Annotated in this window: 24 protein-coding genes, 1 tRNA gene and 1 other RNA gene; 11 read left to right on the top strand and 15 right to left on the bottom strand. The window is 63.1% G+C overall.

The window, feature by feature from the left end; all coding sequences use genetic code 11:
* Window positions 1–7: 7 nt before the first annotated feature.
* The 6 genes from rnpB to BJ997_RS08315 all read right to left on the bottom strand — a co-directional run bounded on the left by rnpB (window position 8) and on the right by BJ997_RS08315 (window position 4,093).
* Window positions 8–412, bottom strand: an RNA gene (rnpB, locus tag BJ997_RS08340) — RNase P RNA component class A.
* A gap of 34 nt (window positions 413–446) precedes the next feature.
* Window positions 447–1,184, bottom strand: a complete 738-nt coding sequence (locus tag BJ997_RS08335) for a zinc ribbon domain-containing protein (RefSeq protein ID WP_035836518.1) — start codon at window positions 1,182–1,184, stop codon at window positions 447–449.
* A gap of 58 nt (window positions 1,185–1,242) precedes the next feature.
* Entirely contained in the window at window positions 1,243–2,067 is an 825-nt protein-coding gene (locus BJ997_RS08330) for a Nif3-like dinuclear metal center hexameric protein (RefSeq protein ID WP_035836517.1), read from the bottom strand.
* 59 nt (window positions 2,068–2,126) lie between these two features.
* The gene (locus BJ997_RS08325; RefSeq protein WP_035836516.1) at window positions 2,127–2,462 is read right to left on the bottom strand and encodes a hypothetical protein; all 336 of its coding nucleotides are present in this window, start codon (window positions 2,460–2,462) and stop codon (window positions 2,127–2,129) included.
* A 206-nt stretch (window positions 2,463–2,668) separates the two neighbouring features.
* Entirely contained in the window at window positions 2,669–3,382 is a 714-nt protein-coding gene (locus BJ997_RS08320; protein WP_035836515.1) for a GAF and ANTAR domain-containing protein, read from the bottom strand.
* Between the two features lie 9 nt (window positions 3,383–3,391).
* The gene (locus BJ997_RS08315) at window positions 3,392–4,093 is read right to left on the bottom strand and encodes a GAF and ANTAR domain-containing protein (RefSeq protein WP_035836514.1); all 702 of its coding nucleotides are present in this window, start codon (window positions 4,091–4,093) and stop codon (window positions 3,392–3,394) included.
* Window positions 4,094–4,423: 330 nt separating this feature from the next.
* Here BJ997_RS08315 and BJ997_RS08310 point away from each other — a divergent pair, with 330 nt between their 5' ends.
* Both BJ997_RS08310 and BJ997_RS08305 read left to right on the top strand, forming a co-directional pair.
* The gene (locus BJ997_RS08310; protein WP_035836513.1) at window positions 4,424–4,735 is read left to right on the top strand and encodes a DUF6412 domain-containing protein; all 312 of its coding nucleotides are present in this window, start codon (window positions 4,424–4,426) and stop codon (window positions 4,733–4,735) included.
* Between the two features lie 86 nt (window positions 4,736–4,821).
* Window positions 4,822–5,592, top strand: a complete 771-nt coding sequence (locus BJ997_RS08305; protein WP_035836512.1) for a YidC/Oxa1 family membrane protein insertase — start codon at window positions 4,822–4,824, stop codon at window positions 5,590–5,592.
* Window positions 5,593–5,670: 78 nt separating this feature from the next.
* On the opposite strand, the gene BJ997_RS08300 is transcribed toward BJ997_RS08305, so the two are convergent.
* Both BJ997_RS08300 and BJ997_RS08295 read right to left on the bottom strand, forming a co-directional pair.
* Window positions 5,671–5,743: transfer RNA gene (locus BJ997_RS08300), tRNA-Val, on the bottom strand.
* A gap of 68 nt (window positions 5,744–5,811) precedes the next feature.
* Window positions 5,812–6,279, bottom strand: a complete 468-nt coding sequence (locus BJ997_RS08295) for a peroxiredoxin (protein ID WP_035836511.1) — start codon at window positions 6,277–6,279, stop codon at window positions 5,812–5,814.
* A gap of 236 nt (window positions 6,280–6,515) precedes the next feature.
* On the opposite strand from BJ997_RS08295, the gene aceE reads away from it, so the two are divergent.
* From aceE to BJ997_RS08265, 6 genes are all read left to right on the top strand, one after another.
* The gene (gene aceE / locus BJ997_RS08290; RefSeq protein WP_035836510.1) at window positions 6,516–9,242 is read left to right on the top strand and encodes a pyruvate dehydrogenase (acetyl-transferring), homodimeric type; all 2,727 of its coding nucleotides are present in this window, start codon (window positions 6,516–6,518) and stop codon (window positions 9,240–9,242) included.
* Between the two features lie 15 nt (window positions 9,243–9,257).
* A complete protein-coding gene (locus BJ997_RS08285) occupies window positions 9,258–10,454 on the top strand; it encodes a PucR family transcriptional regulator (RefSeq protein ID WP_152602166.1) in 1,197 nt (398 codons plus the stop codon).
* A 93-nt stretch (window positions 10,455–10,547) separates the two neighbouring features.
* Window positions 10,548–11,468 (top strand): ACP S-malonyltransferase, encoded by a 921-nt coding sequence (locus BJ997_RS08280; RefSeq protein WP_035836508.1) that lies wholly within the window; start codon window positions 10,548–10,550, stop codon window positions 11,466–11,468.
* Between the two features lie 37 nt (window positions 11,469–11,505).
* Complete coding sequence (locus BJ997_RS08275) at window positions 11,506–12,510, top strand: beta-ketoacyl-ACP synthase III (RefSeq protein WP_035836507.1); 1,005 nt, start codon at window positions 11,506–11,508, stop codon at window positions 12,508–12,510.
* A gap of 99 nt (window positions 12,511–12,609) precedes the next feature.
* Complete coding sequence (locus tag BJ997_RS08270) at window positions 12,610–12,858, top strand: acyl carrier protein (RefSeq protein WP_035836506.1); 249 nt, start codon at window positions 12,610–12,612, stop codon at window positions 12,856–12,858.
* Between the two features lie 148 nt (window positions 12,859–13,006).
* Window positions 13,007–14,242 carry a beta-ketoacyl-[acyl-carrier-protein] synthase family protein gene (locus tag BJ997_RS08265; RefSeq protein ID WP_035836505.1) on the top strand — a complete coding sequence of 412 codons (1,236 nt, stop codon included), beginning with the start codon at window positions 13,007–13,009 and terminating at the stop codon, window positions 14,240–14,242.
* A 76-nt stretch (window positions 14,243–14,318) separates the two neighbouring features.
* Here the strand turns inward: BJ997_RS08265 and BJ997_RS08260 are convergent, their stop codons facing one another.
* The 3 genes from BJ997_RS08260 to BJ997_RS08250 all read right to left on the bottom strand — a co-directional run bounded on the left by BJ997_RS08260 (window position 14,319) and on the right by BJ997_RS08250 (window position 17,332).
* On the bottom strand, window positions 14,319–14,840 hold the full coding sequence (locus tag BJ997_RS08260) for a DUF3145 domain-containing protein (protein WP_052542208.1): 522 nt from the start codon (window positions 14,838–14,840) through the stop codon (window positions 14,319–14,321).
* A 117-nt stretch (window positions 14,841–14,957) separates the two neighbouring features.
* On the bottom strand, window positions 14,958–16,649 hold the full coding sequence (locus BJ997_RS08255) for a bifunctional 3'-5' exonuclease/DNA polymerase (RefSeq protein ID WP_035836504.1): 1,692 nt from the start codon (window positions 16,647–16,649) through the stop codon (window positions 14,958–14,960).
* 35 nt (window positions 16,650–16,684) lie between these two features.
* On the bottom strand, window positions 16,685–17,332 hold the full coding sequence (locus BJ997_RS08250; protein WP_035836530.1) for a phosphoribosyltransferase: 648 nt from the start codon (window positions 17,330–17,332) through the stop codon (window positions 16,685–16,687).
* 721 nt (window positions 17,333–18,053) lie between these two features.
* Here BJ997_RS08250 and BJ997_RS08245 point away from each other — a divergent pair.
* On the top strand, window positions 18,054–18,575 hold the full coding sequence (locus tag BJ997_RS08245; RefSeq protein ID WP_052542207.1) for a nucleoside/nucleotide kinase family protein: 522 nt from the start codon (window positions 18,054–18,056) through the stop codon (window positions 18,573–18,575).
* Window positions 18,576–18,710: 135 nt separating this feature from the next.
* On the opposite strand, the gene BJ997_RS08240 is transcribed toward BJ997_RS08245, so the two are convergent.
* Window positions 18,711–19,235, bottom strand: coding sequence for a GNAT family N-acetyltransferase (locus BJ997_RS08240; protein WP_160175865.1), 525 nt, complete (start codon window positions 19,233–19,235; stop codon window positions 18,711–18,713).
* A gap of 316 nt (window positions 19,236–19,551) precedes the next feature.
* Here BJ997_RS08240 and BJ997_RS08235 point away from each other — a divergent pair, with 316 nt between their 5' ends.
* Both BJ997_RS08235 and BJ997_RS08230 read left to right on the top strand, forming a co-directional pair.
* On the top strand, window positions 19,552–20,271 hold the full coding sequence (locus BJ997_RS08235; RefSeq protein ID WP_236628936.1) for an MBL fold metallo-hydrolase: 720 nt from the start codon (window positions 19,552–19,554) through the stop codon (window positions 20,269–20,271).
* 419 nt (window positions 20,272–20,690) lie between these two features.
* Window positions 20,691–21,320 (top strand): class I SAM-dependent methyltransferase, encoded by a 630-nt coding sequence (locus tag BJ997_RS08230; RefSeq protein WP_035836502.1) that lies wholly within the window; start codon window positions 20,691–20,693, stop codon window positions 21,318–21,320.
* Between the two features lie 215 nt (window positions 21,321–21,535).
* On the opposite strand, the gene BJ997_RS08225 is transcribed toward BJ997_RS08230, so the two are convergent.
* The 3 genes from BJ997_RS08225 to BJ997_RS08215 all read right to left on the bottom strand — a co-directional run bounded on the left by BJ997_RS08225 (window position 21,536) and on the right by BJ997_RS08215 (window position 24,808).
* Complete coding sequence (locus tag BJ997_RS08225) at window positions 21,536–22,402, bottom strand: alpha/beta fold hydrolase (protein ID WP_035836501.1); 867 nt, start codon at window positions 22,400–22,402, stop codon at window positions 21,536–21,538.
* A 333-nt stretch (window positions 22,403–22,735) separates the two neighbouring features.
* Window positions 22,736–23,392, bottom strand: coding sequence for a CatA-like O-acetyltransferase (locus tag BJ997_RS08220; protein WP_035836500.1), 657 nt, complete (start codon window positions 23,390–23,392; stop codon window positions 22,736–22,738).
* Window positions 23,393–23,632: 240 nt separating this feature from the next.
* Window positions 23,633–24,808: a hypothetical protein gene (locus BJ997_RS08215; protein ID WP_052542205.1), complete on the bottom strand. Its 1,176-nt coding sequence runs from the start codon at window positions 24,806–24,808 to the stop codon at window positions 23,633–23,635.
* Between the last annotated feature and the right edge of the window lie 311 nt (window positions 24,809–25,119).

The following is a 25,119-nucleotide window of genomic DNA, read 5'->3' as shown; positions in this document are numbered from 1 at the left end:
AGGGGGTGGAATGGGCCGGCTGATACGCCGGGTTCTGTCTCGGCACCGAAGTGCCGTGGACGGCCATCTATCTTGGGACTACGTTGCCGCAGCCCTCTAGCGGTCTACCCGAAAGCTCGGCGAGCAGCCTTGGCGCTTTCTGTCTGACCTTGCTCCGGACGAGGTTTACCTAGCCGACCAGGTCACCCTGGCCTCTGGTGGTCTCTTACACCACCGTTTCACCCTTACCTCCAACCCAAACCCGAAGGCCCGGCCCGGTGGCGGTCTACTTTCTGTGGCACTGTCTCGCGGGTTACCCCGGGTGGGTGTTACCCACCATCCTGCTCTGTGGAGCCCGGACGTTCCTCGGCACCCGCTGTCCCCGAAACGAATCCCGGAAACACTCAGATGACGCGACCGTCTTGCCGACCCATTCCGGATACTAAGCTTACCGTTCCCGGCGAGGGCTAAATGCCGGATTCGTCCGTGCGAACGAGAATGGCGCCGCAGTCCGGGCAGAACAGCACTTCGTCGGCAGCGGCCTGGCGGACCTCGGCGAGGTCGTTTCCGGTGAGTGTCATGGTGCACCCGTTGCAGGTGCGCGCACGCAAGAGTGCCGCCGCGTTTCCGCGGCCGGTGACACGGCGCTTCTCGTAGAGAGCCACCAACTCTTCGTCGATTGTGGCCGCAACGGTGACTCGATCGCGGCGAAGCTCGCCGAGCTGCCGGTCGAGGTCTTCCAGGGACTCGTCTCGAGCCGTTTCGGCGGCGAGAATCCGCGCGGCCAGAGCCTCGCGCTCCGCAACGACGACCGCAACGGACGCTTCGTGCTCCTCGAGGCGTTCCATTACGGCAATCTCGATCTCCTCAAGGTCGAAAAGACGCTTGCGGAGCGCCGTGAGCTCGGTTTCCAAGGCCTGGACATCTTTGATCGAAGACGTGTGCTGGGCCCGATCTGTGTCACGAGCTATGCGCTTTTCGACGACGGCAACATCGGATTCGATGCGACCCAGTTCCGTGCGCACGTCGTCGAGGGCACCACCCTCCCTCGTCATCTTGGCCCGGACGGCATCCGCTTCGCGCTGCAGAAGCGTCAGCTCCGACAGCTGCGGCAGCGACGAGGTCTGGTGCGTCACCTGCACAACCTTGATATCGAGGGCCTGGAGCCGCAGGAGCTCCTTCTGCTGGAGTGGAGATGCCTTCACGATGTCCTGACCTTTGCGTGTGTGTAATTGATGGGATGAAGAGTAATGAGGGGCACGCTCACGGCATGACGACGAAGTCCCAGGGATCGGTGTTGAGATCGCTGACTGTCACCTGGACCCCGGGCAACGCCGCCCGGAGCTGGGCCGCAGCGCCATCGAGCCAGAGCCATTCGCTGGCCCAGTGCGAGACATCGATGAGTGCAGGGGTGCCCGCGACGGAGAGTCGAGCCTGTTCCCGGGCCTCTGAAGCCGGGTGGTGCCGGAGATCGGAGGTGATGTACACGTCGGATCCAAGAACCTGTGCCTCGCGCAGAAGGGAGTCGCCCGCTCCACCGCACAGGGCAACCCTGCGCACGACTGCCTGATAATCGCCCGCCACTCGAATGCCCGATGCCGTGGCCGGCAGCAGGCGGCCGAGAACGTGCGCGAGGTGGCCGAGCGTCATCGGCTCAACGAGCTGTCCGACCCTGCCCAGACCGATATGGGCAGTACCACCCGGAACGATCGGCTGCACGCCGGTCAAGCCGAGAAGTAAGGCGAGAATGTCCGACACCCCGTCGGTCACGACATCCGCATTCGTGTGAACCGCCAGCAGGGCGCAATCCGCGCGAATGAGTCGGCTCAGGAGTGCGCCCTTATACCGGTCTTCCGCCACCGAGGTGAGTCCTCGAAGAAGAAGAGGATGGTGCACAAGAAGAAGGTCGGTTCCGGCCGCGATGGCCTCATCCACGGTGCCCGCGACCGCATCGACGGCGAGGTGGATAGAGGCGACGGGGCGATCGAGACTGCCCGAGGTCAACCCGGGTGCGTCCCACGCTTCCGCTCCGGACAGCGGCCAGAGGTCATGGGCCACACGGGAGACGTCGGCAAGCGAAAAAGGCACGGGTTCAGCCTACCGGTGACGCTACGCCGGGCGTCGATTACACACGCCCGCCCGGCGAGCTAGTAATCGAATTCGTCGAACTGTGCCGGGGCAGGGTCTTCACGGGTCCAGGCCGCAGGAATCATAGCTCCGGACTGAGCCTTCCGATTGAGGAAGTCGAGTGTTTCCGGTTCGACCAGCTCGGGCAGGAGTGACACCGCCGTCACGCTGACCAATTGGCTGGCCGCACCGATCAGAAACTGCGCCCTCAGCAATTGGCCGTCGGCTCCGACAACGGGGATGTCGACAACGTCGACCTGACGCCGATTACACAACGCTTCGGCGTACACCATGATGGCGTCAGCGAGAGCACTTCCCGTGACGACGGAACCGCCCGGATAGTACAAATTCTTCATTATGTCCCCTAGCAAGCCCACGAAATTGAGCGCTACCGGGGTCTGGGGTGGCTTACAACAGTGTACGCCGCAACTCACCCTCGATTGGGGGTTCTCGGGAAAACTGAGATTATTTCGAGACTTGCCCGTGAGTACGGAGAGGGTCCTACAGGTACCGCTCCGTGCGGGCACCGTTCCGTGCACGGAACGTGCGTGACGGGAATGCTCTACAGGGACAGTGCGCGATTGACGATCTGCTCGGCGACATCGGCCAGGGGAATCCCATTCTTGCGCGCGTAGTCCCTGATCAGGTCGAAGGCATCGCCCATGTGAACGTCGTGGGTGTAGGCCAGAACTCCCTTGGCCTGCTCGATGAGCACGCGACTGTTCAGGGCCCGCTGCAGTTGTTGGCGCACGATGTCGCTCTCGCGAATAGCGCGTTCCTGCAGGATACCGATGGTGGCCACATCCGCGAGAGCTTGGACCGTATTGATATCGGCTTCGCTCAATCCGCCCGTGCGTTCCCAGAACAGGTTGAGAGACCCGATCGTCGTTGCCCGCAGGCGCAGCGGCACGGCATGCATTGACGCGAACCCCTGCTCGAGAGCACCGGCGCGGAATCGGGGCCACACCTCGCCGACAGTGTCAATGTCGGGAACGGCAACGGCCCGACCCGTCAGAAAACTCTCGACGCACGGCCCGCTTCCTGCCCGCAGCTGCAAGAGTTCGACCAACCGGCTGCGCTCATTAGTCGACGCCACCACCTCGAGTTGACCGTCCCCGGCCGAGAGGATAATGCCGGCAGCGGCCGCCTCAAGCAGTGCTGCGCACTTGTCTACGAGTGTGCACAACAGGTCAACGACGTCGTAGTCCGCTACGAGTGTGTCGGCGAGGGTAACAAAGGTCTCCAACAACTGACCTTCACGTGTCTGGGGCACCATAATCCAATCTTACGAATCCAGCAGCGACGAGAGATCCAGTCGTCGTGCCACTACATCGGCTGCCACGTCCCGAACGGTGCGACCATTCGAGAAAGCATGCCCGTGAATAATCAGCAACGCATCCGCGGCCGACAGGTTGAGCTGAGCCAAAACCATGCCGGTCGCCTGATGCACGACACGTCGCGAATAACTCTCATTATCCCCTTCGGGGGACGTAAACGTCTGTGCGTTCAGCGCGCGGCGCAGGACTTGTTTGGCGACGATGCTGGCGAGCATGGACGCATCGAGCCGTTCGGGGGGCGTCAGAGTGCCGGGATTCCACGAATACAGGCCGACGGCACCGATCATCAGCGACCCCATCATGAGAGGAAATGCGCTCACGCCCCGAATCCCCACGCCGCCCACAGCGCTCAGGAGAGCCGGCCAGAGGGATTCCGTACCCGAACGAATGTCGTGCACGGCAACGGGGAGCCCAGTTCTCAGGGCATCCCAGCCCGGACCCTCTCCGAGGTCCAACTGCAGTTCGTCGAACCGAGCGGACTTCTGGTCGCTCGCGCACACGGTTTCAGCGCCAAAGGGCGCACCGAAGGTGGACACCACCGCGCCATCTACCGGCACCACGGTCAGAAACGGATCGCAGAGGCTGCTGCTCTGTTCGTGGGCACGCGACAGCTGATCGATGGCAACACCGAATGGCTGGCGTCCTGCCATAGATGGCCCCCACAATCATGTCGTCGGGCTGGGCTTCCGAGAAAATCCGGGATGGTGGCGAATCCTGCCGCTGGAAGACCAACGCCTCACCTACTCAAGACACCCAGATTGGTCTGCCTGTTTACGACTCTAGCCGAGCATGGCGAGCTGCGCGTCACATGTCGATTGCGGCCCGCCGTCAGCCCCCGTCCTCGTCCTGAGCGGTCAAGACCAGCAAGGAGTCGTGCCAGGTGCCCCGCGAGACCAGCTCTACCCGCTCGTTTCGCCCACAACCACCAAGTGAGTCTGGGCTTTGCTAGTCTCGAGCCAACACGAGACGAGGAGAGCGCCATGCGCCGGCTGGGAGTACCGCTGCTGCAATGCCTCAGCGTTGTCCTCGCTCTGGGGGCAGCCTCGCTGGAGACCGCTTCAGGCGGCGGCGACGGAGCCCTGCTCGCGGTGTTCGCCCTGTTGGCGGTCGCGACGGTGGCCGCGGCATCCGTTCGCGAGGTGCTCGGCACGCTGGTTGCCTTGCTGCTGGGCTCCGTGCGGCCGCAGCCGCTCGCCGCACCCGAACTTGCGCTCAGTATTCGCCAAAGCGTTCCGGATGCCCCCGGTAAGCCGCAGGCACGGGCTCCCGGCCGCGCTCTCGCGGTCGCCTAGAGTCCTTTCTCGCCCCTGACCGGGGCACGAGTGTGCTCCCCGCGACCATACGGTCCACATATCCGTATCTCGCATGGGAGCTTTTCATGAATATCTATGCCTTCGCACCAATCGCCGCGGCGCTCAACGTCGCTTATCAATTCCTCCAGGGCCTCGCCGTCGCCCTGTTTCCGCTTGCCGGAGCGAACGCGGCGGCTCTGGCCATCGTGGCGCTCACCATTCTGGTTCGCCTCCTGCTGATCCCCGTCGGGCTGTCGCAGGCTCGGGCGCAACACACCCGAGAACGCCTCGCTCCGCACCTGCTTGAGCTGCGCCGGCGCCACGGCGCTGATAAAGAACGCCTGCAACGCGAAACCCTGGGGCTCTATGAAACGGAGGGCGCTTCCCCGCTCGCCGGCTGCCTGCCACTGTTACTGCAAGCCCCGGTGCTCTCTGTCGTCTACGGGTTGTTCGTGCTGCCGACGATCAGCGGCCATCCCAATGAGTTGCTCGGCCACACGTTGTTCGGTAGCGCGCTCGGCATCAGCCCCGCCGCACTGATTGTGCAGGGCGGCTCGGCGCTCGGCATCGCGGTTCCCGCGCTGCTGCTGATCGCAACCAGCCTCGTTGTTCTGCTCTCGCGCTGGTGGATGCTGCGCGTGGCGCCCACGCTCGGCGCGCCCTCAACGACCCTGAGCGCGCTGAGTTGGCTCCCGCTGATCACGGTCGGGTTCGCGGCCATCGTTCCCCTCGCCGCCGCGCTCTACCTCGGTGTCTCTGCCACCTGGTCGCTCATTGAACGGATGCTGCTGCGCCGGTGGGTGCACCGGCATGGATCACGGCCGACGTCCGTCAAGGGGAATCCTGCGGCCACCTAGATCACTAAGTTAGTAAGGGAGTCACGCGACAACGCATGGCTCCCTTCTTTTTGAAACTCTGATTGGGCAGTAATAGTGTGGGCCCTACCGGGCTCGAACCGATGACATCCACGGTGTAAACGTGGCGCTCTACCAACTGAGCTAAAGGCCCCTGCAGCACGTGGTCTCACGGGCAGGTACGTACTTAGCCTACAGTCTCCTCGACGCGCCTGCGCGCAGTCAGGCGGGCTGGAGTTCTTCGAGCGCCGCCTTGTAGGCGTCGAGCGAACGGGCCTCACCGGGCGCGGTAATGAAACTCGCACGAATGATGCCCCGCTGGTCGATCAGGAATGTCGCCCGATTGGCGAAGCCCTTCTCCTCGAGGAAAACGCCGTATTCCTTGGCCACGCCGCCGTGCGGCCAGAAGTCGGCGAGCAGGTTGAATGTGTATCCCTCCTGCTCCCCCCACACGCGCAGGGCGTGCTTGGAATCCACGGAAACACCGATGACTTCGACCTCGCTGTCCGCGAAGAGGGAGAGATTGTCGCGCAGTTCGCACAGCTCGCCACTGCAGATGCCGGAAAAGGCCAGCGGAAAGAAGACCAGAGCAACGGATTTGGTCCCGCGGAACTGGCTGAGCTGAATACTCTCACCGAATTGGTTGACGAGCTCGAAATCAGGTGCCTGAGTGTCATTCTCAAGAGCCATGGTGCGCTTCCCTTCCGCCGCGAATCTTCGCGGGAGTAACAATCCTTCAGCCTAACCCCGCGTGTGTCCCGGCGCGCATATCGCACGGAGAATCTGTAGGCTTGCGAGGTGCCGATGGTCGCAATCCGACCCGTCCTCTGCTGGCACACCGAATCACATGCGAGCTGCCGACTGCGCGGCTCGACCAACTGTGCTGTGACCAACAGTGCTGTGCGAACAACAGAGAGAGGTCGACTGTGACCGTCAACGACCAGGACCCGTACTCGACGACCAATGCCGACGCCGACCCGGATGAAACCGCGGAATGGTCTGAATCGCTTGACTCGCTCGTCGCCGAACACGGCCACGAGCGCGGCCGCGAGATCATGCTGAGCCTGCTGAAACGCTCCAAGGAACTTCACCTCGGCGTACCGATGGTGCCCACCACCGACTACATCAACACGATCGCCACCGAGAACGAGCCCGACTTTCCGGGCGATGAAGATATCGAGCGCCGCTACCGGGCCTGGATCCGCTGGAACGCCGCGGTCCTCGTGCACCGCTCCCAGCGCCCCGGCATCGCAGTCGGCGGGCACATCGCGACGTACGCGTCGTCCGCAGCGCTCTACGAGGTGGGTTTCAACCACTTCTTCCGCGGCCAGGATCACCCCGGCGGCGGAGACCAGATTTTCATTCAGGGCCACGCCTCCCCCGGAACGTACGCCCGCGCCTTCCTAGAAGGACGCTTGACGACGGATCAGCTCGACGGATTCCGCCAGGAGAAGTCGCACGGCCCGAACGGCATCTCGTCGTACCCGCACCCGCGCTTGATGCCCGAGTTCTGGCAGTTCCCCACGGTTTCCATGGGACTCGGCCCGATCAACGCCATTTACCAGGCCCAGGTGAACCGTTACCTCACCAACCGCGGCATAAAGGATGCGAGCGACCAGCAGGTCTGGGCATTCCTGGGCGATGGCGAGATGGACGAGGTCGAAAGCCGCGGCCAGCTGCAGGTGGCCGCCAACGAAGGCCTCGACAACCTCAATTTCGTGATCAACTGCAACCTCCAGCGCCTCGACGGCCCGGTGCGTGGCAACGGCAAGATCATCCAGGAGCTTGAGAGCTTCTTCCGCGGTGCCGGCTGGAACGTCATCAAGGTGGTCTGGGGTCGCGAGTGGGACGCCCTGCTCAGGAACGACGTAGACGGCGCGCTCATCAACCTGATGAACGTCACACCCGACGGCGACTACCAGACCTACAAGGCCGAAAGCGGCGCCTACGTGCGCGAAAACTTCTTCGGTCGGGACCCGCGTGCCCTCAAGCTTGTCGAACACCTTAGCGACGACGAGGTCTGGAACCTCAAGCGCGGCGGCCACGACTACCGCAAGGTTTACGCGGCCTTCAAGGCAGCGTCAGAGCACAAGGGGCAGCCCACCGTCATCCTGGCGAAGACGATCAAGGGCTATGGCCTCGGCCCGAGCTTCGAGGGACGCAACGCGACCCACCAGATGAAGAAGATGACCCTCGAGAACCTCAAGTCCTTCCGCGACAGCATGCATGTCCCGATCACGGATGCCCAGCTCGAGGAAAACCCGTACCTGCCCCCGTACTACACGCCCGGGGACAAGGACGAGGCCATCGAGTACATGCACGAGCGCCGCCGCGCGCTCGGCGGCTATCTGCCGGAGCGTCGCACGAAGCACACGAAGCTCAACTTGCCCGATGAAAAGACGTATGCCGTGGCCAAGAAGGGTTCCGGAACGCAGGAGATCGCCACAACGATGTCTTTCGTGCGACTTCTCAAGGAACTCGTGCGTGCCAAGGACTTCGGCAATCGCATCGTTCCGATTATTCCCGACGAGGCACGTACGTTCGGTATCGACGCGTTCTTCCCCACGGCGAAGATCTACAACCCCAACGGACAGCATTACACCTCCGTGGACCACGCCCAGTTGCTCTCCTACAAGGAGAGCCCGCAGGGCCAGATCCTGCACGTGGGCATCAATGAGGCCGGCGCCGCCGCCGCGTTCACCAACGTGGGAACGTCGTACGCGACTCAGGGTGAACCGCTCATCCCGGTCTACGTGTTCTACTCGATGTTCGGATTCCAGCGCACCGGTGACGCATTTTGGGCCGCCGGCGACATGATGACCCGCGGGTTCATCATCGGTGCAACGGCAGGCCGCACGACGTTGACCGGAGAGGGCCTGCAGCACGCTGACGGACACTCTCCCCTTCTCGCCTCGACGAACCCCGCAGTCGTGACCTATGACCCGGCCTACGGGTACGAAATCGGCCACATCGTGCGCGCCGGGCTGGAGCGCATGTACGGTGGCACCCACACCGATCCGAACGTCATGTACTACATCACGGTGTACAACGAGCCTGCCGTGCAGCCGGTCGAACCCGAGAACGTTGACGTCGACGGTATTCTGCGCGGAATCCACCGTGTCAGTGAATCAGCTACCGGCGGTCCCAAGGCACAGCTTCTCGCCTCCGGTGTCGCGGTGCCGTGGGCGCTCGAAGCCCAGCAGCTCCTCGCCGACGACTGGGGAGTTTCTGCCGACGTGTGGTCGGTCACCTCGTGGAACGAGCTGCGACGCGACGGCCTGGCCGCCGACGAGCACAATTTCCTCAACCCCGACGCCGAACCTCGCACGGCGTATGTCACCGAGAAGCTCGCGGGAGCCGCTGGCCCCTTCGTAGCAGTCTCCGACTTCATGCACGCCGTTCCCGATCAGATTCGCCAGTTCGTTCCCGGCGACTTCGCCACGCTCGGTGCCGACAGCTTCGGCTTCTCGGATACCCGCCCGGCGGCACGACGCTTCTTCAAGATCGACAGCCCGTCGATGGTTGTGCGCACTCTGGAACTCCTGGCGCGTCGCGGAGAGATTGACCGCAGCCTGGTCGGTCAGGCCATCACGAAGTACCAGCTGCACGATGTCAGGGCAGGCACCACCGGCTCCGCCGGGGGCGAGAGCTAGACAACCGTGGCACCGGTGCCGAAAACAAAGGAACAGACGCTTAACTGGCTGCGAACGATTTCCGGTGAGCTGTCCACCGCGACGCTGAAGCGTCTCGAGGACACGCTGCCTTGGTATGGCGATATGCCACCGGGGCGGCGGTCGGCCGTGGGGCTCGTGGCCCAGGCGGGCATCACCTCGTTCATTTCCTGGTTCGAAGATCCGCGGTCGACACCGTGGATCGCGGCCGATGTTTTCGGCGCTGCCCCCCGGGAGCTGCTGCGCTCCGTCAGCCTGCAGCAGACCCTCCAGCTCATCAGGGTCACTGTCGAAGTCGTTGAGGAGAGGGTGAAAGACGGCGGCGAGCTGCTGCGGGAGGCGATCCTGCTGTACTCCCGCGAGATCGCCTTCGGTGCAGCGGATGTCTACGCCCGCGCCGCAGAGGCTCGCGGGTTGTGGGACGCCCGATTGGAAGCTCTGGTGGTCGACTCGATTCTGAGCGGCGAATACGACGACGAACTCCCGAGCCGGATAGCTGCACTGGGCTGGCACGGACACGGTGAGGTCTGCGTGCTCGTGGGCACGACGCCGAAGATGCTCGACGTCGATCAGCTGCGGCGTTCCGCCCGCCATATGGCAGCGGATGTGCTGATCGGCGTACAGGGGAACCGACTGGTGCTGGTGATCGGGCGTGCCCGTCCCACGCCGGTCGACGTGGACGAGCCCGTTGGCACCGCAGCGGCCCTGACGTTCATGGAGATCGCCGTCCAGCTCGAACCGAGTTTCGGATCCGGACATCTCGTTCTGGGGCATGAGGTTCCGAACCTCGTTGATGCGTCCAAGAGCGCAAAGGCCGCCCTGGCGGGATTCGCTGTTGCTCGATCGTGGCGTAACGCACCCCGGCCGGTTCAGGCCGACGACCTGCTTCCGGAACGTGCACTCGCGGGTGACCCGCTTGCTCGAGCCACACTCATCCATCGCATTTATCGCCCTCTTCAGGCACACTCCACCGAACTTCTGACCACACTGTGGTGCTACCTCGACAATGGGCGATCCCTCGAGGCGACGGCTCGTGAGCTGTTCGTGCACCCCAATACGGTGCGCTACCGCCTCAAGCGCGTCTCGGAGGTCATCGGTTATGATGCGACCGGGGCCCGTGAGGCCTTGATTTTGCAGTCGGCCCTGATTCTGGGGTCCATTAGCGACCACGACGGTTCCTCCCGCCGCCGCTGAACCAGCAGCATTTGCGGAATCGCACAAAGCTTTCCGCAATACTTCATGGATTATCAAAGCTCCTCACGAAACTCAGATTGGAAGACTAGTTAGGTGATAGTCGTCGTCTGCCCTGGACAGGGCTCCCAAACCCCCGGGTTCCTCGAACCGTGGCTCGCTGTTCCCGATTTCGAAAGTGATCTCAGCGAAATGTCTGCCGCCGTCGGCATCGACCTGCTCGCCCACGGAACCACGAGCGACGCCGACACGATCAGGGACACCGCGATCGCGCAGCCGCTGATCGTGGCAGCAGGGCTCCTCACTCTCAAGGCGCTGCTCGCCGATGGCCGACGCGATCGGGTGGCCGGGATAGCCGGTCACTCCGTCGGTGAGATCACGGCGGCCGCGGGGGCCGGAATTCTCAGTGCAACGGATGCCCTGCGTTTCGTCCGCGAACGAGGCCTGGCCATGCAGAGCGCCGCAGCCCTCGAGGCAACCGGCATGAGCGCGGTCATCGGAGCCGATGAGACCGCCCTGCTCAAACAACTTGCCCAGCTCGGCCTCGAACCGGCGAACTTCAACGGAGGCGGCCAGATCGTCGTCGCCGGCGCTCTTGACGCCTTGGCACAGCTCGCGGCCAACCCCCCGACCCGCGCCAGGGTCATCCCCTTACAGGTCGCGGGTGCCTTCCACACTCGCTACATGCGCCCGGCGGTCGATCACCTCAGTGCCGTCGCCACCTCGCTGGAATCGCACGTGCCCACACTGCCCATCTGGTCGAACAGCACGGGCGGCGGCGTGTCTGACGGCGCGCGGTTCGTCGAGCTTCTCGTGGGCCAGGTCTCTTCGCCGGTACGGTGGGACAAGTGCATGCAGTCTTTCGCCGAAGCAGGTGTGACCGGAATCATCGAGGTCGCTCCGGCCGGTGCACTCGTCGGCCTCGCCAAACGCGGGCTCAAGGGTGTGCCGAGCGTTGCCATCAAGACACCCGATGATCTGCCCGCCGCCTTCGACCTGATCGACCAGCAGTCATGAATCGCACTGCACGCAGTCGCGAGTTAGAGAGAGATGAATGAGTAAGCCAACGCTCCAGCAGTCCCAGGGATCGCAGTACACGCGTATCCTCTCCGTCGGTGCCGCGCGCGGCGACCGGGTGGTCGCCAACGACGAACTGGTCGCGGCGATCGACTCTTCCGACGAGTGGATCCAGCAGCGCACCGGAATCATCACGCGCACCCGTGCCAGTCAGGACATCGAGGCCGTTGACCTGGCAACGGATGCCGCCCGTGAGGCCATCGAGAGAAGCGGAATAGACGCGGCGCTCATCGATGCCGTCATCGTCGCGACGATCAGCAACGGACGACAGACCCCGTCCATCTCCGCTGTCGTCGCCGACCGCGTCGGAGCGAACCCTGCTGCCGCGTATGACGTGAACGCCGCCTGCGCCGGTTATGCCTATGCCATCGCACAGGCGGATGCCCTGATCCGGGCCGGCGCCGCGCACTACGCGCTGGTCATCGGAGCAGAGAAACTCTCAGACCTGGTAGATCCCACCGATCGGAGCATTTCGTTCCTGCTCGGCGACGGTGCAGGAGCGGTTGTCATCGGCCCGAGTGATTTCCCCGGCATCTCCAAGACGGTGTGGGGTTCGGACGGGTCGAAGGCCGACACCATCTCCACCAACCACACGCTGCAGGAGTACCGTCGCGGTGAGTCCGAATGGCCCACATTGCGTCAGGAAGGCCAGGCGGTCTTCCGCTGGGCCGTCTGGGACATGGCAAAGGTTGCGAAGAAAGCCCTGGTGGAAGCTGGGATAACGAGCGATCAGCTCGACGCGTTCATCCCCCACCAGGCGAACATGCGCATCATCGACGAATTCGCCAAGCAGCTCAAGCTGCCGGAGTCCGTGATCATCGCGCGCGACGTCGCCACTACGGGCAATACGTCATCAGCTTCCATCCCGCTGGCAACACACCGTCTGCTCGAGGAACACCCCGAACTCAGCGGGGGCCTGGCCCTCCAAATCGGCTTCGGAGCCGGTCTCGTCTTCGGCGCCCAGGTGGTCGTGCTGCCCTAAAGCGCACGGGTGCCACGGCATCCGCCGTCCTTTTCACATCCCCGTTCCCTCTAAACTAAGTCTCGGTCAACCGAGTCAACCCCCCAAGGAGAAAACAAAATGGCATTGTCTACCGAAGAAGTTCTTGCCGGCCTGGCCGAGCTCATTAACGATGAGACCGGAATTGCAACCGACACGGTTGAACTCGGCAAGTCGTTCACCGACGACCTCGACATCGATTCCATCTCGATGATGACCATCGTCGTCAACGCGGAAGAGAAGTTCGACGTGAAGATCCCCGATGAAGAGGTTAAGAACCTCAAGTCCGTCGGCGACGCTGTCGACTTCATCGTCAAGGCCCAGGCCTAGAACACCAGCCTGAGATCAGACCGGCCGACACTCGTCGACCGGTCTGCTCAGGGGTTGTGCCATTGGGCCAGCACCGCCGCTCTCGTGTGTCGTTATGACCCGAGCCCGTTGCGACCCGCAGGTTTGTCGTTGCATGGAGAGTTGACTTATGACCAAGAAAATTGTTATCACCGGCATCGGCGCGACCACGCCGCTCGGTGGCACGGCGTCCGACACCTGGACCGCCCTGCTGGCCGGAGAATCCGGCGCGACCACGCTCGAACAGGCGTGGGTCGCAGAAACGCAGATCCCCGTCACGTTCGCGGCACAGGCGCGAGTGCATTCGAGCACAGTTCTCGAGCGTTTTGAAGTGAAGCGCCTCGACCCCTCCAGCCAGTTTGCCCTGATCGCCGGGCGCGAGGCGTGGTCGGATGCGGGTTCGCCCGAGGCAGAGCCCGAACGGGTCGCCGTGGACTGGGCCACCGGCATCGGCGGAGTGTGGACACTCCTCGACGCCTGGGACACCCTGCGGGAGCGCGGACCGCGTCGCGTTCTGCCCATGACAGTTCCGATGCTGATGCCCAACGGACCTGGAGCGGCGGTGGGAATGGATCTGCACGCCCGAGCGGGAATCACGACAGTGGTGTCGGCCTGCGCTTCGAGCACCGAGGCCCTCGTCAACGCGTACAACCGGCTCCAATCGGGGCTCGCTGATGTCGTGATAGCCGGAGGTTCAGAGGCCGCAATTCACCCGCTGCCGATCGCGGCATTCGCCGCCATGCACGCCCTGTCGACACGCAACGACGACCCGGCCACGGCGAGCCGTCCCTACGACCTCACCCGTGACGGCTTCGTTCTCGGGGAGGGCGCAGCCGCCCTCGTGATCGAGACCGAAGAGCATGCCAAGGCCCGTGGAGCGCATATTTACGCCGAGCTGGTGGGCGGTTCGGTCAACAGCGACGCTTATCACATCACCGCTCCAGACCCAGAGGGGTCGGCTGCGGCCCGAGCCATGATCACCACCATCCAGAACGCCGGCGCCGACCTGTCTGACGTCTCACACATCAACGCGCACGCCACCAGCACCCCGGTGGGCGACATCGCCGAGTACAACGCGCTGCGCCGCGTTTTCGGTGATCTGCTTGATGGCATCCCCGTCTCAGCAACCAAAGCATCGACCGGACACCTTCTCGGAGGCGCGGGGGCACTCGAGGCCTTCTTCACGGTGAAGGCACTCGCCGAGCGTACGGCGCCGCCGACGATCAACCTGAACGATCAGGACCCGACGATCCCCCTGGACGTTGTGACGGCTCCTCGCACTCTGCCGACCGGGGATCTGCTGGCCATTAGCAACTCGTTCGGTTTCGGCGGGCACAACGCCGTCGTCGCCTTTCGTTCGGTCTAACCCGGCAGCTGCGCGGCACAGACCTCAGGCCCGACCGATTCTCCGGTCGGGCCTGAGGTCTGTGGGCAGCGGTCACTCAACCCACCTTGTGCAGCCAGACCACCGAATTGAAATCGCTGGCATGTCGGAAGGGCTCGAGCTCATCGTCCCAGGCCTGCCCGAGGGCGAGCCGCAATTCCCGATGCAGATCGAGCGCATTGGCACCCGCCACTTCCATGGCGTAGCGCACTCGATCCTCGGCTATAACGATGTTTCCCGCCGTGTCAGTCTGGGCATAGAAAATGCCCAGATCGGGCGTGTTCAGCCAGCGACCACCGTCGGTGCCGAGGCCGGCGTCTTCCGTCACCTCGAACCTCAGATGTTCCCAGCCGCGCAGGGCCGACGCCAGCGCTGCTCCGGTTCCGCGCTCGCCTTCCCAGTAGTACTCGGCGCGCAGGGCACCCTTGAGCACGGGCTGGTCAGCCCAGTCAAAGTTCACTGCCTCTCCGAGGGCACGTCCTGCGGCCCATTCAACGTGTGGACACAGCGCACGGGGTGAGGAGTGCACGTAGAGCACACCCCGCGCGGTGGGTGCCCGACGGGTTTGTGTTGCAACCATCTTTTCTCTCCGTTCCTGTGAGATGCGTCTTCCCCAACGACCTCGGAACGAAAATCAACGGCAGTGCTGCCGTTACGTGCATTATGCCCCACCTCACTGGTAATCCACAACGCCGAGCTATTTTGCCTCCGCATAGTTGTCGACGGTTGCTGTGGTCAACATGAAGTCCACGGGGAAATCTCCAAAGAGCAGCCTCCCGGCGGTGGCTGCGGCCTCGATGATGATGGATTCAACGCGATCGGCGAGTCCCTCGGGCGTGTGTACTATGACCTCGTCGTGCAGGAAGAAGACCAAGTGCGGTGCGGTTCGAAAACCATCCCCCGCATCGTGCAGGGTCTGCAGCTCCCGGCGGATTTCCGCCATCCAGCAGAGTGCCCACTCGGCCGCGGTTCCCTGCACGACGAAATTGCGTGTGAACCGCCCCCAATCCCTGGCCTGAGCACGGGCCCGGCTCTCGTCGAGACTCGATGCCGCCGAGTCATAGGCCTGCGCCTGCGTGTCGTACCAGGACGCCTGGGGCGGCGGGGATGACCTGCCCAGCCTCGTCGTGACAATATCGCCCCGTTCACCCGCCCGTGCGGCTGTCTCCGTGAGGCCAATCGCGCGTGGGTAGGCCTTCGCAAGGCGTGGTAGGAGTCGTCCACTTTCACCTGTCGTGGCGCCGTACATGGCTCCCAACATGGCGACCTTGGCGTGGTCCCGTGACTCGACGACCCCGCTCGCGACGATTCCCGCATAGAGATCCGTGCCGCGACCTGCTGCCGCCATGCTGAGGTCCGCGGACAGCGCGGCCAGGATGCGAGGTTCGAGCTGGGCGGCGTCGGCCACGACGAGCTTCCAGCCGGGGTCGGCGACAACGGCCCCACGGATCTGCTTGGGAAGCTGGAGCGCCCCACCGCCTCGTGCCGCCCATCGTCCGGTCACGACCCCGCCTGGCAGATACTCCGGGTGAAACCGGCCCGCCGATATCCATGATTCCATCCACGCCCACCCGTTGGCGCTGAGCAGCCGGGACAGCTTCTTGTAGAGCAGGAGCGGCTCGATGACGGGATGATCCACTTCCTTGAGCGTCCAGGCCCGAGTGGACGTCACGGCCAGGCCCACCCTCTGGAGCGCCCTGAGCAGCTCGGTCGGTGAGTCCGGGTTTATGAGGGAGTCCCCCAATTCCACTCGAATTCTTGTCGCCAGGGCTTCCAACCGTTCCGGCCGGACACCCGGTGGAACCCTGTCCCCCAATTCTCGGGTCAGCAGGTCGTGATGGATGTCGGATCGCCACGGCAGGCCGGCGTGGGTCATCTCCGCGGCGATCAGTGCGCCCGCCGATTCAGCGGCGAGGAGCAGGCGGATGCGTCCAGGCTGGTCGGCATCGGACACGGCGCGCAACTGCAGCAGAAACTCGTCGAGCGGGCGACTCGACACCTCAGCTCCCTCAGGCGATTCGCCGTCCATCAGCTCGAAGAGTGTTGGACCAGACGCGTCGACTAGGTGGAGGGGCACGCCGGCGTCCCACGCGCCTGGCTTGCTCCGGCCGATCTCGCTTCGCGCCGTGAGCGCGGAGTTGCGCAGGATGACATGGCAGAGTCGAAGATCATGACATCTCTGCACGCGAATCGAGTGCCGCAAGAGATTCGGGTATAAACGGGCGGTGTCTTCCCACACCCACCGCGGGCGATCGCGCTCGTGCTCGATGACGTAGCGTCCAAAGGCCTGCATCGACAGGGTTCGCGGCAGCCCGCGAGGCGTGCCGGAGCGGTCCAAGACCGTTACGATGACGCCGTCAGGACCTGCGGAAGAAACAAGTTGATACACCTGTCAATTCTGCCCTGCGCTGCGGGCCGATGTTCTCAGGTGATGTCCCATTCACCGTGAAGGGCATCGGCTGTTTCCTCATCGCTGAGCTGGTGAAAATCGGAGTAGAACTGGCCGACGGCCCAAAATACTTCGGGCGCGTGCAGCACGACGACCAGATCGGCCACGTCCCCGAGATCCTCGACTGCACTCGCGGGCGCGACGGGCACCGCAAGCACGGTCACCACCGCACCCTGAGCGCGAAGGGCCGCCAGTGCTGCCCGTGCCGTGGCGCCTGTTGCGACGCCATCGTCGACGACAACGGCGACGCGCCCCGCAGGATCGAGCGCTGGTCGGTCACCGAGGTACCGCTCATGACGACGATCAATCTCCGCCAATCCCTGCCGGCGTGCTCGATCCAAGGCCACCTCATCGCTGCCTGTGATGGCGAAGACGTCTGAGTTGAGAACAAGTTGGGGGTGCTCGCCACCCACGACGGCGCCTACGGCGACCTCCGGGTTTCTGGGAGCACCGATCTTACGCACGATCAGGAGGTCCAGAGGCGCCGCGAGTGTGCGCGCTATCTCCACCGCTACGGGAACGCCGCCGCGAGGTAGCGCATAAATGATGGGCTCAAAGAGTTCCAGCTCTGCCACGCGTTCTGCGAGCAACCTGCCGGCCTCGCTTCGGTTCTTGAAAATCACGATCGTCGCCTCCAACCCTTGATGCAGAGCGCTGACAATCTAGCCGCTGGAGGGCGGGTTGCCTACCGGCAGGACCGAATCAAGTTCCATTCAGATTGATCGCGGTCCTTCCGAAAAGTCGCCTCTGCTGTACGAGCACCGATCCTCATGGCACCTGATGGAGGGCACGTGCGGGCGCTAGTCAAGAGCTGAGCGACCAGAAACTCGCTCGGGAGCTGTCAGACCGATCACAACTGCAACGGTCAGGCTACCCTGGATGACGCGACTCGCCAGAACAGACGCACTCCCCTGATCACCGTCGGCATGATCTGTCTGGTCTTTCGTGGAATCTGGGCAGGGCAGGGTATCAACCTGATCCCGGGAAGTTTCATGACGGGTAGCAGGATGTGGCTTTCCATCGGGTTCACCCTCACCATCGTAGGCATCATCCTGATTGTGCTCGGTTTACGACGGCCGGGGCGCGGCCGCTCGAGCAAGTGAGGCGTGCCTGCCACGCAGCCACTCATCTAAGCTGGCCGACGACTCGTCACAACGAACGGGCGGACGGTGGTGAGCGAGTTTTGATCCTCAGCGTCTCCGTGATTGTTCCGGATTGTCTACGCCTGTCGGCCCGGTGTTGCGCCGAAGACCGGAGAACACGGTGGCTCGGGCTCCGCGCCGTGTTTTGTGTTCCTTCCCTATTCGGGTTCTGCCCGTGACCAGCTCGCCTAGGCTCGAAGGCATGAGCCCCACTAAAACGGTCTACGTTCTCATCGGGCCTAAAGGCTCAGGCAAGACACATATTGGCACTCTGCTCGAGCGCGCCTTCGACATCACGTTCCTGAGCGTCGAGAAACTAGGGCTCGCGAACATTCCACAATCGACGCTGACGGGCCGTGAGTTACTCCAGGAAGGCTTCCACCAGGAGGAGGTCGAAATTGACCGGATTCTTGCGGGAACAGATGCGATGTCATGTGAATCGACCGGGGCTGCGGAATACTTTTACGTCGTTCTGGAGCGGCTTCGGTCGAAATACGATGTGAAGCTGCTGCGCATCTACAGTCCTCTCGAGACGTGTTATCAGCGGGTGCACGACCGAGATCAGACCGCTCATATTCCCGTTTCAGAGCAACTCCTTCGGTCGATCAATGAACAGGCCGCCACTGTCGATCTCAATTGGGACCTGCAAATCGATAATTCTCGCCCGCTCCCGGAATGGGAAATTCTGGACCAATTTCGGAGTCGATTCGCAGGCACAACGTGATCGTCGCAAAGCGGAAGTTCGGCGTGGGGATTCCTCTTCTCGCCTGTTTTCGAGAGCCCGGCGCCGGACTTCACCTCCTCGCACGGGGTCTCTCGCGTCGCTCCCGGTCGAGTTCCACACCTACGAGGGGAGCCCTCAGCGGGCGGCGAGACTGACGGACTGCCGCCACTCCACGGCTGAAATCTCGAATTGAACGTATCGAGAAGCTTGCCCCAAGAAGTCTTCTGCGCTTCCGAGTCCAGTCTCTCGCATACCGAGACGGCGAAGCACTTTGACTGACGCGACGTTGGCTTCGACCGCCTCGGCCCAGATCCGGCTGAGCCCGAGGCCATCGAAACCAAATGCGATTCCGGCACGCGCAGCAGCTGTCCCCAGGCCGCGACCCCAGGATGTGGACGGGGCTACCAAGTAGCCCAGCTCCCGTTCTGCTAGACCGCTCCCATGCAGGTCGATGAAGCCAACCGGGTCCTGGGCCTCGAGCGCGAGCAAGCGGATGAGGTGCGGGTCAGGATGAGAAACCTGCTCCCGCCACCATTCGACCGCCTGGTGTGGGGACTCCCTCACGTGCCAGCCCGCGTGCGCACAGAACAGCGCGTCCGTTTGCCATTCGGCAAGCGTGTCAGCATCCGAGGGGGTCAGTTTACGAAGAGTGAGGGCCACTTCGCCATTATCGGCCATGCCCACCGTTGAGCGAGAAGGCTGACGCCACTTTTCCGAGTCTGGGTTTACCTATGGCAGGACGTCAGAGGGAACATCTGCGAGGACCGTGTGTGACTCGTGCATCGATGCTTCGCCACCCGAGAGTCGGACCGTGCGACGGGAGTTTCAGAACCAAGAACTCCGATTCCCGATCGGGCAGGCTGCGTCAGCCGCAGTCGAAACGCCCTCGCTAGAGTTGAGGCATTCGATGCGGAGGAATTCGATGAGAGGTTGCGTTGAAGTCGCGCACGGTGTGTTTGTAGCAACCAGCCGAAAAATGTCCACCAATTCGATGATTCTCAGCGGGCAAGGCGATGCTCTGCTCATCGATCCGGGGTGGTTGCCCGACGAACTTGACGCGCTTGCAGCGAGCATTCGTGAACGCGGGCTCACAGTCGTCGGTGGTTTTGCGACCCATGCCCACCACGACCATCTCCTCTGGCATCCCGGGTTCGGAGACTCGCCACGTTGGGCTTCCGCCAAGACTGCAGAACTCGCCGACGTCGAGCGGTCGGCTTTGGTTGAGTTACTCGGCGAATTTCCCGAGTACCTCGTCAACTTGATGGGGCGCGTTCGCGCAGTTGAGGACCACATTCCGGCCGGTTCCATCCCTGATGGCTTCGATGTCGAACTCATCTCCCATAACGGGCATGCCCCAGGTCACACAGCGCTGTGGTTGCCGAGGCAGCGCGTGCTCATCGCTGGCGACATCCTCAGTGACGTAGAACTGCCACTGCCGTTCTATCCGGATGATCTCCCTTCATACCTAGACGCCCTCGATCAACTCTCGCCATTCATTGACAAGGCCAAACTCGTCATCCCCGGTCACGGAACGGTTGGGCACGACCCAGCGGCGCGCCTCGAGGCGGATCGCCGCTACATCGAGGAGATGACGAGTCGAGGGGAGTCCGTCGATCTCCGATGCAGGAATGTGGGGATGGCCGAAGCCCACGCGCACATGCAGCTCCTCCTTCGCGACGCGGACGTCGTCGACTAGCTGTACTGAGACATGAGGTTGCTGACACTCCGCCGATGGGTGTCACTCCGATTCCGGTGTGGACACGTTCAGTGTTGGATGGGGTCAGCCACGGTGCACGGGCGTCGGCGCGGCTTCTGTTGCTGGTGTATTTGCGTTTGTAGGCCCAGTCGGTGGACAGGGCGCGCTTGAGGCGTTCGGCCTGTCCGTCGGTCCAGGGGTAGTGCGGTCTGATGAGGAGATGCCTATCGCACCCGGCGAAGACATCGAGCCCAACTGTGAAGGTGGCCACGCACTGCTCAGACAGGCGCGCGCAGAACACGGAATCATCCATCCCGATTAGGCAACCCGACGACACGAGGTGGATGCCGGAACCTGGTCGTTCTCTATGCCCGCAGACGGAGGGAGCCCCCAGCGGGGATTCACTTAGACTCGATCCAGTGACTGGCAATGTGGTTCGAGAGGCGTATGCCGATCGAGCAGAGGAGTACACGGCACTACTCGGGTCGATGGCGAATACGCACGAATCGGATCAGCGGCTTGTCGCCAAGTGGGCGAGCGACCTACGGGGGCGGGTAATCGATGCGGGATGCGGTCCTGGGCATTGGACGGAATTCCTCAGGGAACTCGGTGTGGAGGCGGAGGGCGTCGATCAGGTTCAAGAATTTATCGGGCGAGCGAAAGCACGATTTCCGGCGGTCCCTTTCCGAACAGGGTCGCTTGGCGATCTCGACGTCCCAGACGGATACGCAGCTGCAGTCCTTGCGTGGTACTCCCTCATCCACCTTGCGCCCGATGAGTTGGCGCCTGTCTTGTGTGAGTTCGCTCGATGCATTGCACCTGGCGGGAGTCTCCTCATCGCCTTCTTCGAGGGCGACTCCGTTGTGCCGTTCTCGCACGCCGTCACCACCGCGTATTTCTGGCCCGTCGGAGAGATGAGCGTTCAGCTCAAGACCGCCGGATTCGTGGTTTATGAGGTGCACACTCGAACCGATCCGGGCAAGCGACCCCACGCCGCGATCATCGCCCACCGGAGCGACATGTCAATCGCCTCACCAGGTCTTGACTAGTGGAAAGCTCCAAGGCTGTTTTGTCCACGGCAAAGGGAGCGCAGTCGTCACCAGAGCCTGTTTCAAGGACCAACCTTCAATCGGATGGAATGTAGACAACATCCGCTTGGTCAGGAACGCCGAATCGGTCATCCGAAACGTTCAGCGCCCTCGTCAACCGAGTTCTCGAAGATCGGTATGAGACGGAAGTACCGCGCGATTGATTGCGGAACCCCCTACGAATCCGACGTGATCTGCTGCAGACGCCTGAGGAACGTCTGCATGACGCGTCGAAATGCTGCCGGTTGCTCGACCCAGGGATAGTGCCCGCACGCGTCGATCGTGACGAATTCTCCGGCGGGGAACAAGCCCGCCAAGATTTTGACGGGCTCAACGCCGACGAGGCAGTCTTGCGCCCCTGCAATGACCAGCACGGGCGCCCTCATCTCACTCAGCCGCGAGGCGAGATCGCGTGGTGAGTCGACGCTGAAATATGCCGTTGCTGCGGTTAGATTCCAGCGCCCGGAGTCTGCGTGCGCCTGCCCCGTCTCATTCCAAGTCGCGTAACCCGCGGCTGCCGAGTCACGCTGCCAGGCGGTGAAATCGTCGTCAGTGGATGTTGCCGGTCCCGCTTTCAGGACTCGTAGTGCACGTTCGAAATCTGTGTCTCCGCTTCGTCGCTCAATGAGATTGGGGGTGTCCGTCGGCTCATCCACCAGGTACCCTGCGGGCGGGGTGATCAGTACCAGGGCCGCAACGTTTCGCGGGAATTGCGAGGCGTAGGCAATAGCCAGGCGCGTTCCAGCCGAATGCGCGACTAAAGCCACCCGGTCGAAGCCCAAATGAATGCGCAGCTGTTCCATATCGAGAGCTTGACTCCACCATGACCCCCGTCGTGGATCACTGGGTGCTTCGGTCAGGCCGACACCTCGCAAGTGCGGCATGATCAGGTGGTGCTCCTCACCCAGCCCCGCCAAATCGCCCAAGTAGCTAGGATGACGGGCCGCGCCACCGGCCAGGACGATGACCGGAATCCCTCCGCCGACGCCGGGGATGTCTTCATAGTAAAGGGCCGAACCATCGGAGCTGTCATAGCGTGGCATGACTCGACGCTACAGGGCAGTAGAACTGTCTCCCCCAGCACAGTCCTGAATATCGGTGCTTGGGAAGCCCGAGACGAGACGTCAGGCCACTGCGGCGACGACTTCGACCTTGAATCTGCTTCGTTTTCGAAATATGGAGGGTAGTGGTCGGGACTTCGCGCGTGGGGATCCCGATCCGCGTACAGAGCTTTCCAGTCGTGGGTCGAAGGCTGAAGCAAAAAAAGTAACGCGCCGGGTGCTTGGTATTCGCGGTTCTGGCAATGTCACAGCGAGTCGATTCCCCGACAGGTGAAGGACAACGCGCTGGTCCGGCCGAGGTCCGGTAGATGTTCGCTATTTAGGGAGCCATCCGGGGTCGGAAAAGAGTTCCTGCAGTTCCTGAACAATGCGAGCGGTGTGGAAACCGTCAGCTGCCGCATGGTGAACCTGAATGGCGACGGGCATCACGGTTCGCCCCTCGGTCTCCCGGTACCTGCCGAGCGTGAATATTGGTGACAGATGTTTCCAGCCGTCACGTGTCTGCAGGCTGAATCCCGTGAACGATGCCCACGGGACACTCGATATATCAAACACATTGCTCGGTATGTCCGGTTGCGGTTGAAAGGAGGTGGCGGTGCGGTATCTGGCCAAGACGTCGGCCGTGCGTTCATGGAAGGTCGAGAAGTCGTTGTGGAACGGCGACCAGACGTTGGCGAAAGTCTCTCGCTCGGGGTTGAAGACGGTGAACGCGGGGTGCACGATGTCCCACGTCGCGGGGGCCTCGTCGGCAGTGAGAGTCATCCGGAACTCAGCATGACGATTCACGACGGAGGCGATGGCCCAGATCTGCGCGATATAGCTTTTCCACGGAACCACCCGAAGTGCCGCCACCATCTCGGTGACGTCAAGTTCGACAGTCATGGCGTACGTGCATTCGACCCGCGTCAGGTAATGCTCGAAGTGCTCCCGCCGAGGCCACGTGTCCAAATCGATCGCGCGCTTTTCTGTCATGCCTCGAGCCTAAGGCGAACCCAAGGATGCCCAACCCGAGCACTCCTCCTGCGTAGCTCCTACCGACAATGAGAGACTGAGACTGACGTCACCACGGCCATCACAAGCGCAAGCGAGAGCGGTGCGCGGACACTGAGCGTGCCAGCTGGTCCTCGCGGCGGGGTGCTCCCCGGGCCGCATCGCGCGACCTGCGCAACAACAAGAGGGAGCCCAGCGAATGCTCGCTGGACTCCCGCCTGGTTACAACAAGTAACTCGTAGGAGGCGTTTCCCCGCTCTCCGGTGACGCTGCTGTGGGCGGCGTGGCATCCGCTTCGGCCTGGGTGCGCCAAGGCCGCTGACTCTGGAGTGCCAGGAGCTGCGCGCCGAGACCGAAGAGCACCATGACGACCCAGACAAGGACATTCAGCCACGGGATCTGCAGAGCGACGATCAGGATCAGGCCGCCGACGAGCACCTTCACGACCGGATGTTGGTTGCCGCGGAACAGGAGCCGCCCGATGTAGAACGCGCCATACACGAACGTCGCGAGCGTGAGCACGATCCACACCAGGAGGCCGGCCAGCCCGAGGGGTGCCCCGATCACCGACACCAGGAGGGCCAGCAACGCAATGGGTACGGCGATGGACGCCACGAACCCCACGAGCAACGCCTTCCAGGGGAACGGGACGAGCTGGTCCGTCACCCGCAACAGCACGCGCGGAATGAGCAGGACCGCCGCGATGGTGACGATGCTCAAAGCGACCAGCGCGTAGAGCAAACCGAGAAGCCATCCGACGAACACCGCCCAGGGCGACACTTCGACGGTGGTCGGTTCCGGCCGGGCGATGCGCTCGATAGTTCCGCTGACGGCGCCCGCGGCGATGTTCGCGGGGCTGGTGCTGTCGTAGGTGACGTTGCCACCGACCGTTCCGTCGATGCTGAGCTGTTGAGTGCTTGCCTGGAGGTCACGGCCGACTTCCCCGGCGATCGCGACGTCTCCCCCGGCACTCACCAAGTCATTACCGATCGATCCGGTGTCGGTGAGGTCCACTGTGGCGGCGAAGATTGTTCCGCTGCGCACGACGTCGCCGCTGATTGTGACGCTCTGTCCGGCTAGACGCACGTTGCCGTCGATGGTCCCGGTGATGGTGATGGTCTGGGCGGCGGCGATCACGTCTCCCGTTACATTGCCGCTGACGGTGACGCTCTGGCCAGTGGCATACACGTCGCCGTCAACCTCACCCGTGACGTCGACGGCCAGATCACTGTAAAACTGCGGGCCTTCACCGTCGTTCGCCGCAGAAAGCACAGTTGGCGCGGAAGCCGGGGTCGACGTCGCCGATGCGGCGACTGCGGCCGTGCCTGCGGGGAGAATCAGAAGCCCCGCGGCGAGAACAGTGGCGGCGAACCGCCAGGTGTGGGACAGAACTCTCATTTCGATGCCTCTCTCATGCCTCGTATCAGACGCTTTCGTGATTGATGTGTTGGGCAGAACCCGCGCGGCCGACGCCACCCAGGGGATTCAGTTGAGTCTTTCAGCAGATGAGCGTCCGGCGGGAGGGTCAAAGGTCCCCAGGCGGAGCTGCGTTCGTCGATCACACGGCGGGTTTCAGTCAGCGAGAAAGATACACCCGATGCCGAAGGTCCCGCTGGCGACGACGGGGTCCCCAGCGCCGCAAGCTCGCGGCCTTCGACACGACGGCGCGGACGACCTCGTAGGCCGAGAAGTTCACGATTCCTGAAGCA

The sequence above is a fragment of the Cryobacterium roopkundense genome (assembly GCF_014200405.1).
GTDB lineage: Bacteria > Actinomycetota > Actinomycetes > Actinomycetales > Microbacteriaceae > Cryobacterium > Cryobacterium roopkundense.
The sequence above is the reverse complement of the archived record's forward strand: the minus strand, read 5'-3'. Positions and strand labels throughout refer to the sequence as shown.

Bases quoted from the DNA above. Each gene is read 5' to 3' on its own strand.
- BJ997_RS08325 (WP_035836516.1), bottom strand. From the start codon at position 2,462: ATGAAGAATTTGTACTATCCGGGCGGTTCCGTCGTCACGGGAAGTGCT.
- BJ997_RS08320 (WP_035836515.1), bottom strand. From the start codon at position 3,382: ATGGTGCCCCAGACACGTGAAGGTCAGTTGTTGGAGACCTTTGTTACC.
- BJ997_RS08315 (WP_035836514.1), bottom strand. From the start codon at position 4,093: ATGGCAGGACGCCAGCCATTCGGTGTTGCCATCGATCAGCTGTCGCGT.
- BJ997_RS08310 (WP_035836513.1), top strand. From the start codon at position 4,424: ATGCGCCGGCTGGGAGTACCGCTGCTGCAATGCCTCAGCGTTGTCCTC.
- BJ997_RS08305 (WP_035836512.1), top strand. From the start codon at position 4,822: ATGAATATCTATGCCTTCGCACCAATCGCCGCGGCGCTCAACGTCGCT.
- BJ997_RS08295 (WP_035836511.1), bottom strand. From the start codon at position 6,279: ATGGCTCTTGAGAATGACACTCAGGCACCTGATTTCGAGCTCGTCAAC.
- BJ997_RS08275 (WP_035836507.1), top strand. From the start codon at position 11,506: ATGAGTAAGCCAACGCTCCAGCAGTCCCAGGGATCGCAGTACACGCGT.
- BJ997_RS08270 (WP_035836506.1), top strand. From the start codon at position 12,610: ATGGCATTGTCTACCGAAGAAGTTCTTGCCGGCCTGGCCGAGCTCATT.
- BJ997_RS08265 (WP_035836505.1), top strand. From the start codon at position 13,007: ATGACCAAGAAAATTGTTATCACCGGCATCGGCGCGACCACGCCGCTC.
- BJ997_RS08260 (WP_052542208.1), bottom strand. From the start codon at position 14,840: ATGGTTGCAACACAAACCCGTCGGGCACCCACCGCGCGGGGTGTGCTC.
- BJ997_RS08245 (WP_052542207.1), top strand. From the start codon at position 18,054: ATGAGCCCCACTAAAACGGTCTACGTTCTCATCGGGCCTAAAGGCTCA.
- BJ997_RS08235 (WP_236628936.1), top strand. From the start codon at position 19,552: ATGTCCACCAATTCGATGATTCTCAGCGGGCAAGGCGATGCTCTGCTC.
- BJ997_RS08225 (WP_035836501.1), bottom strand. From the start codon at position 22,402: ATGCCACGCTATGACAGCTCCGATGGTTCGGCCCTTTACTATGAAGAC.
- BJ997_RS08220 (WP_035836500.1), bottom strand. From the start codon at position 23,392: ATGACAGAAAAGCGCGCGATCGATTTGGACACGTGGCCTCGGCGGGAG.
- BJ997_RS08215 (WP_052542205.1), bottom strand. From the start codon at position 24,808: ATGAGAGTTCTGTCCCACACCTGGCGGTTCGCCGCCACTGTTCTCGCC.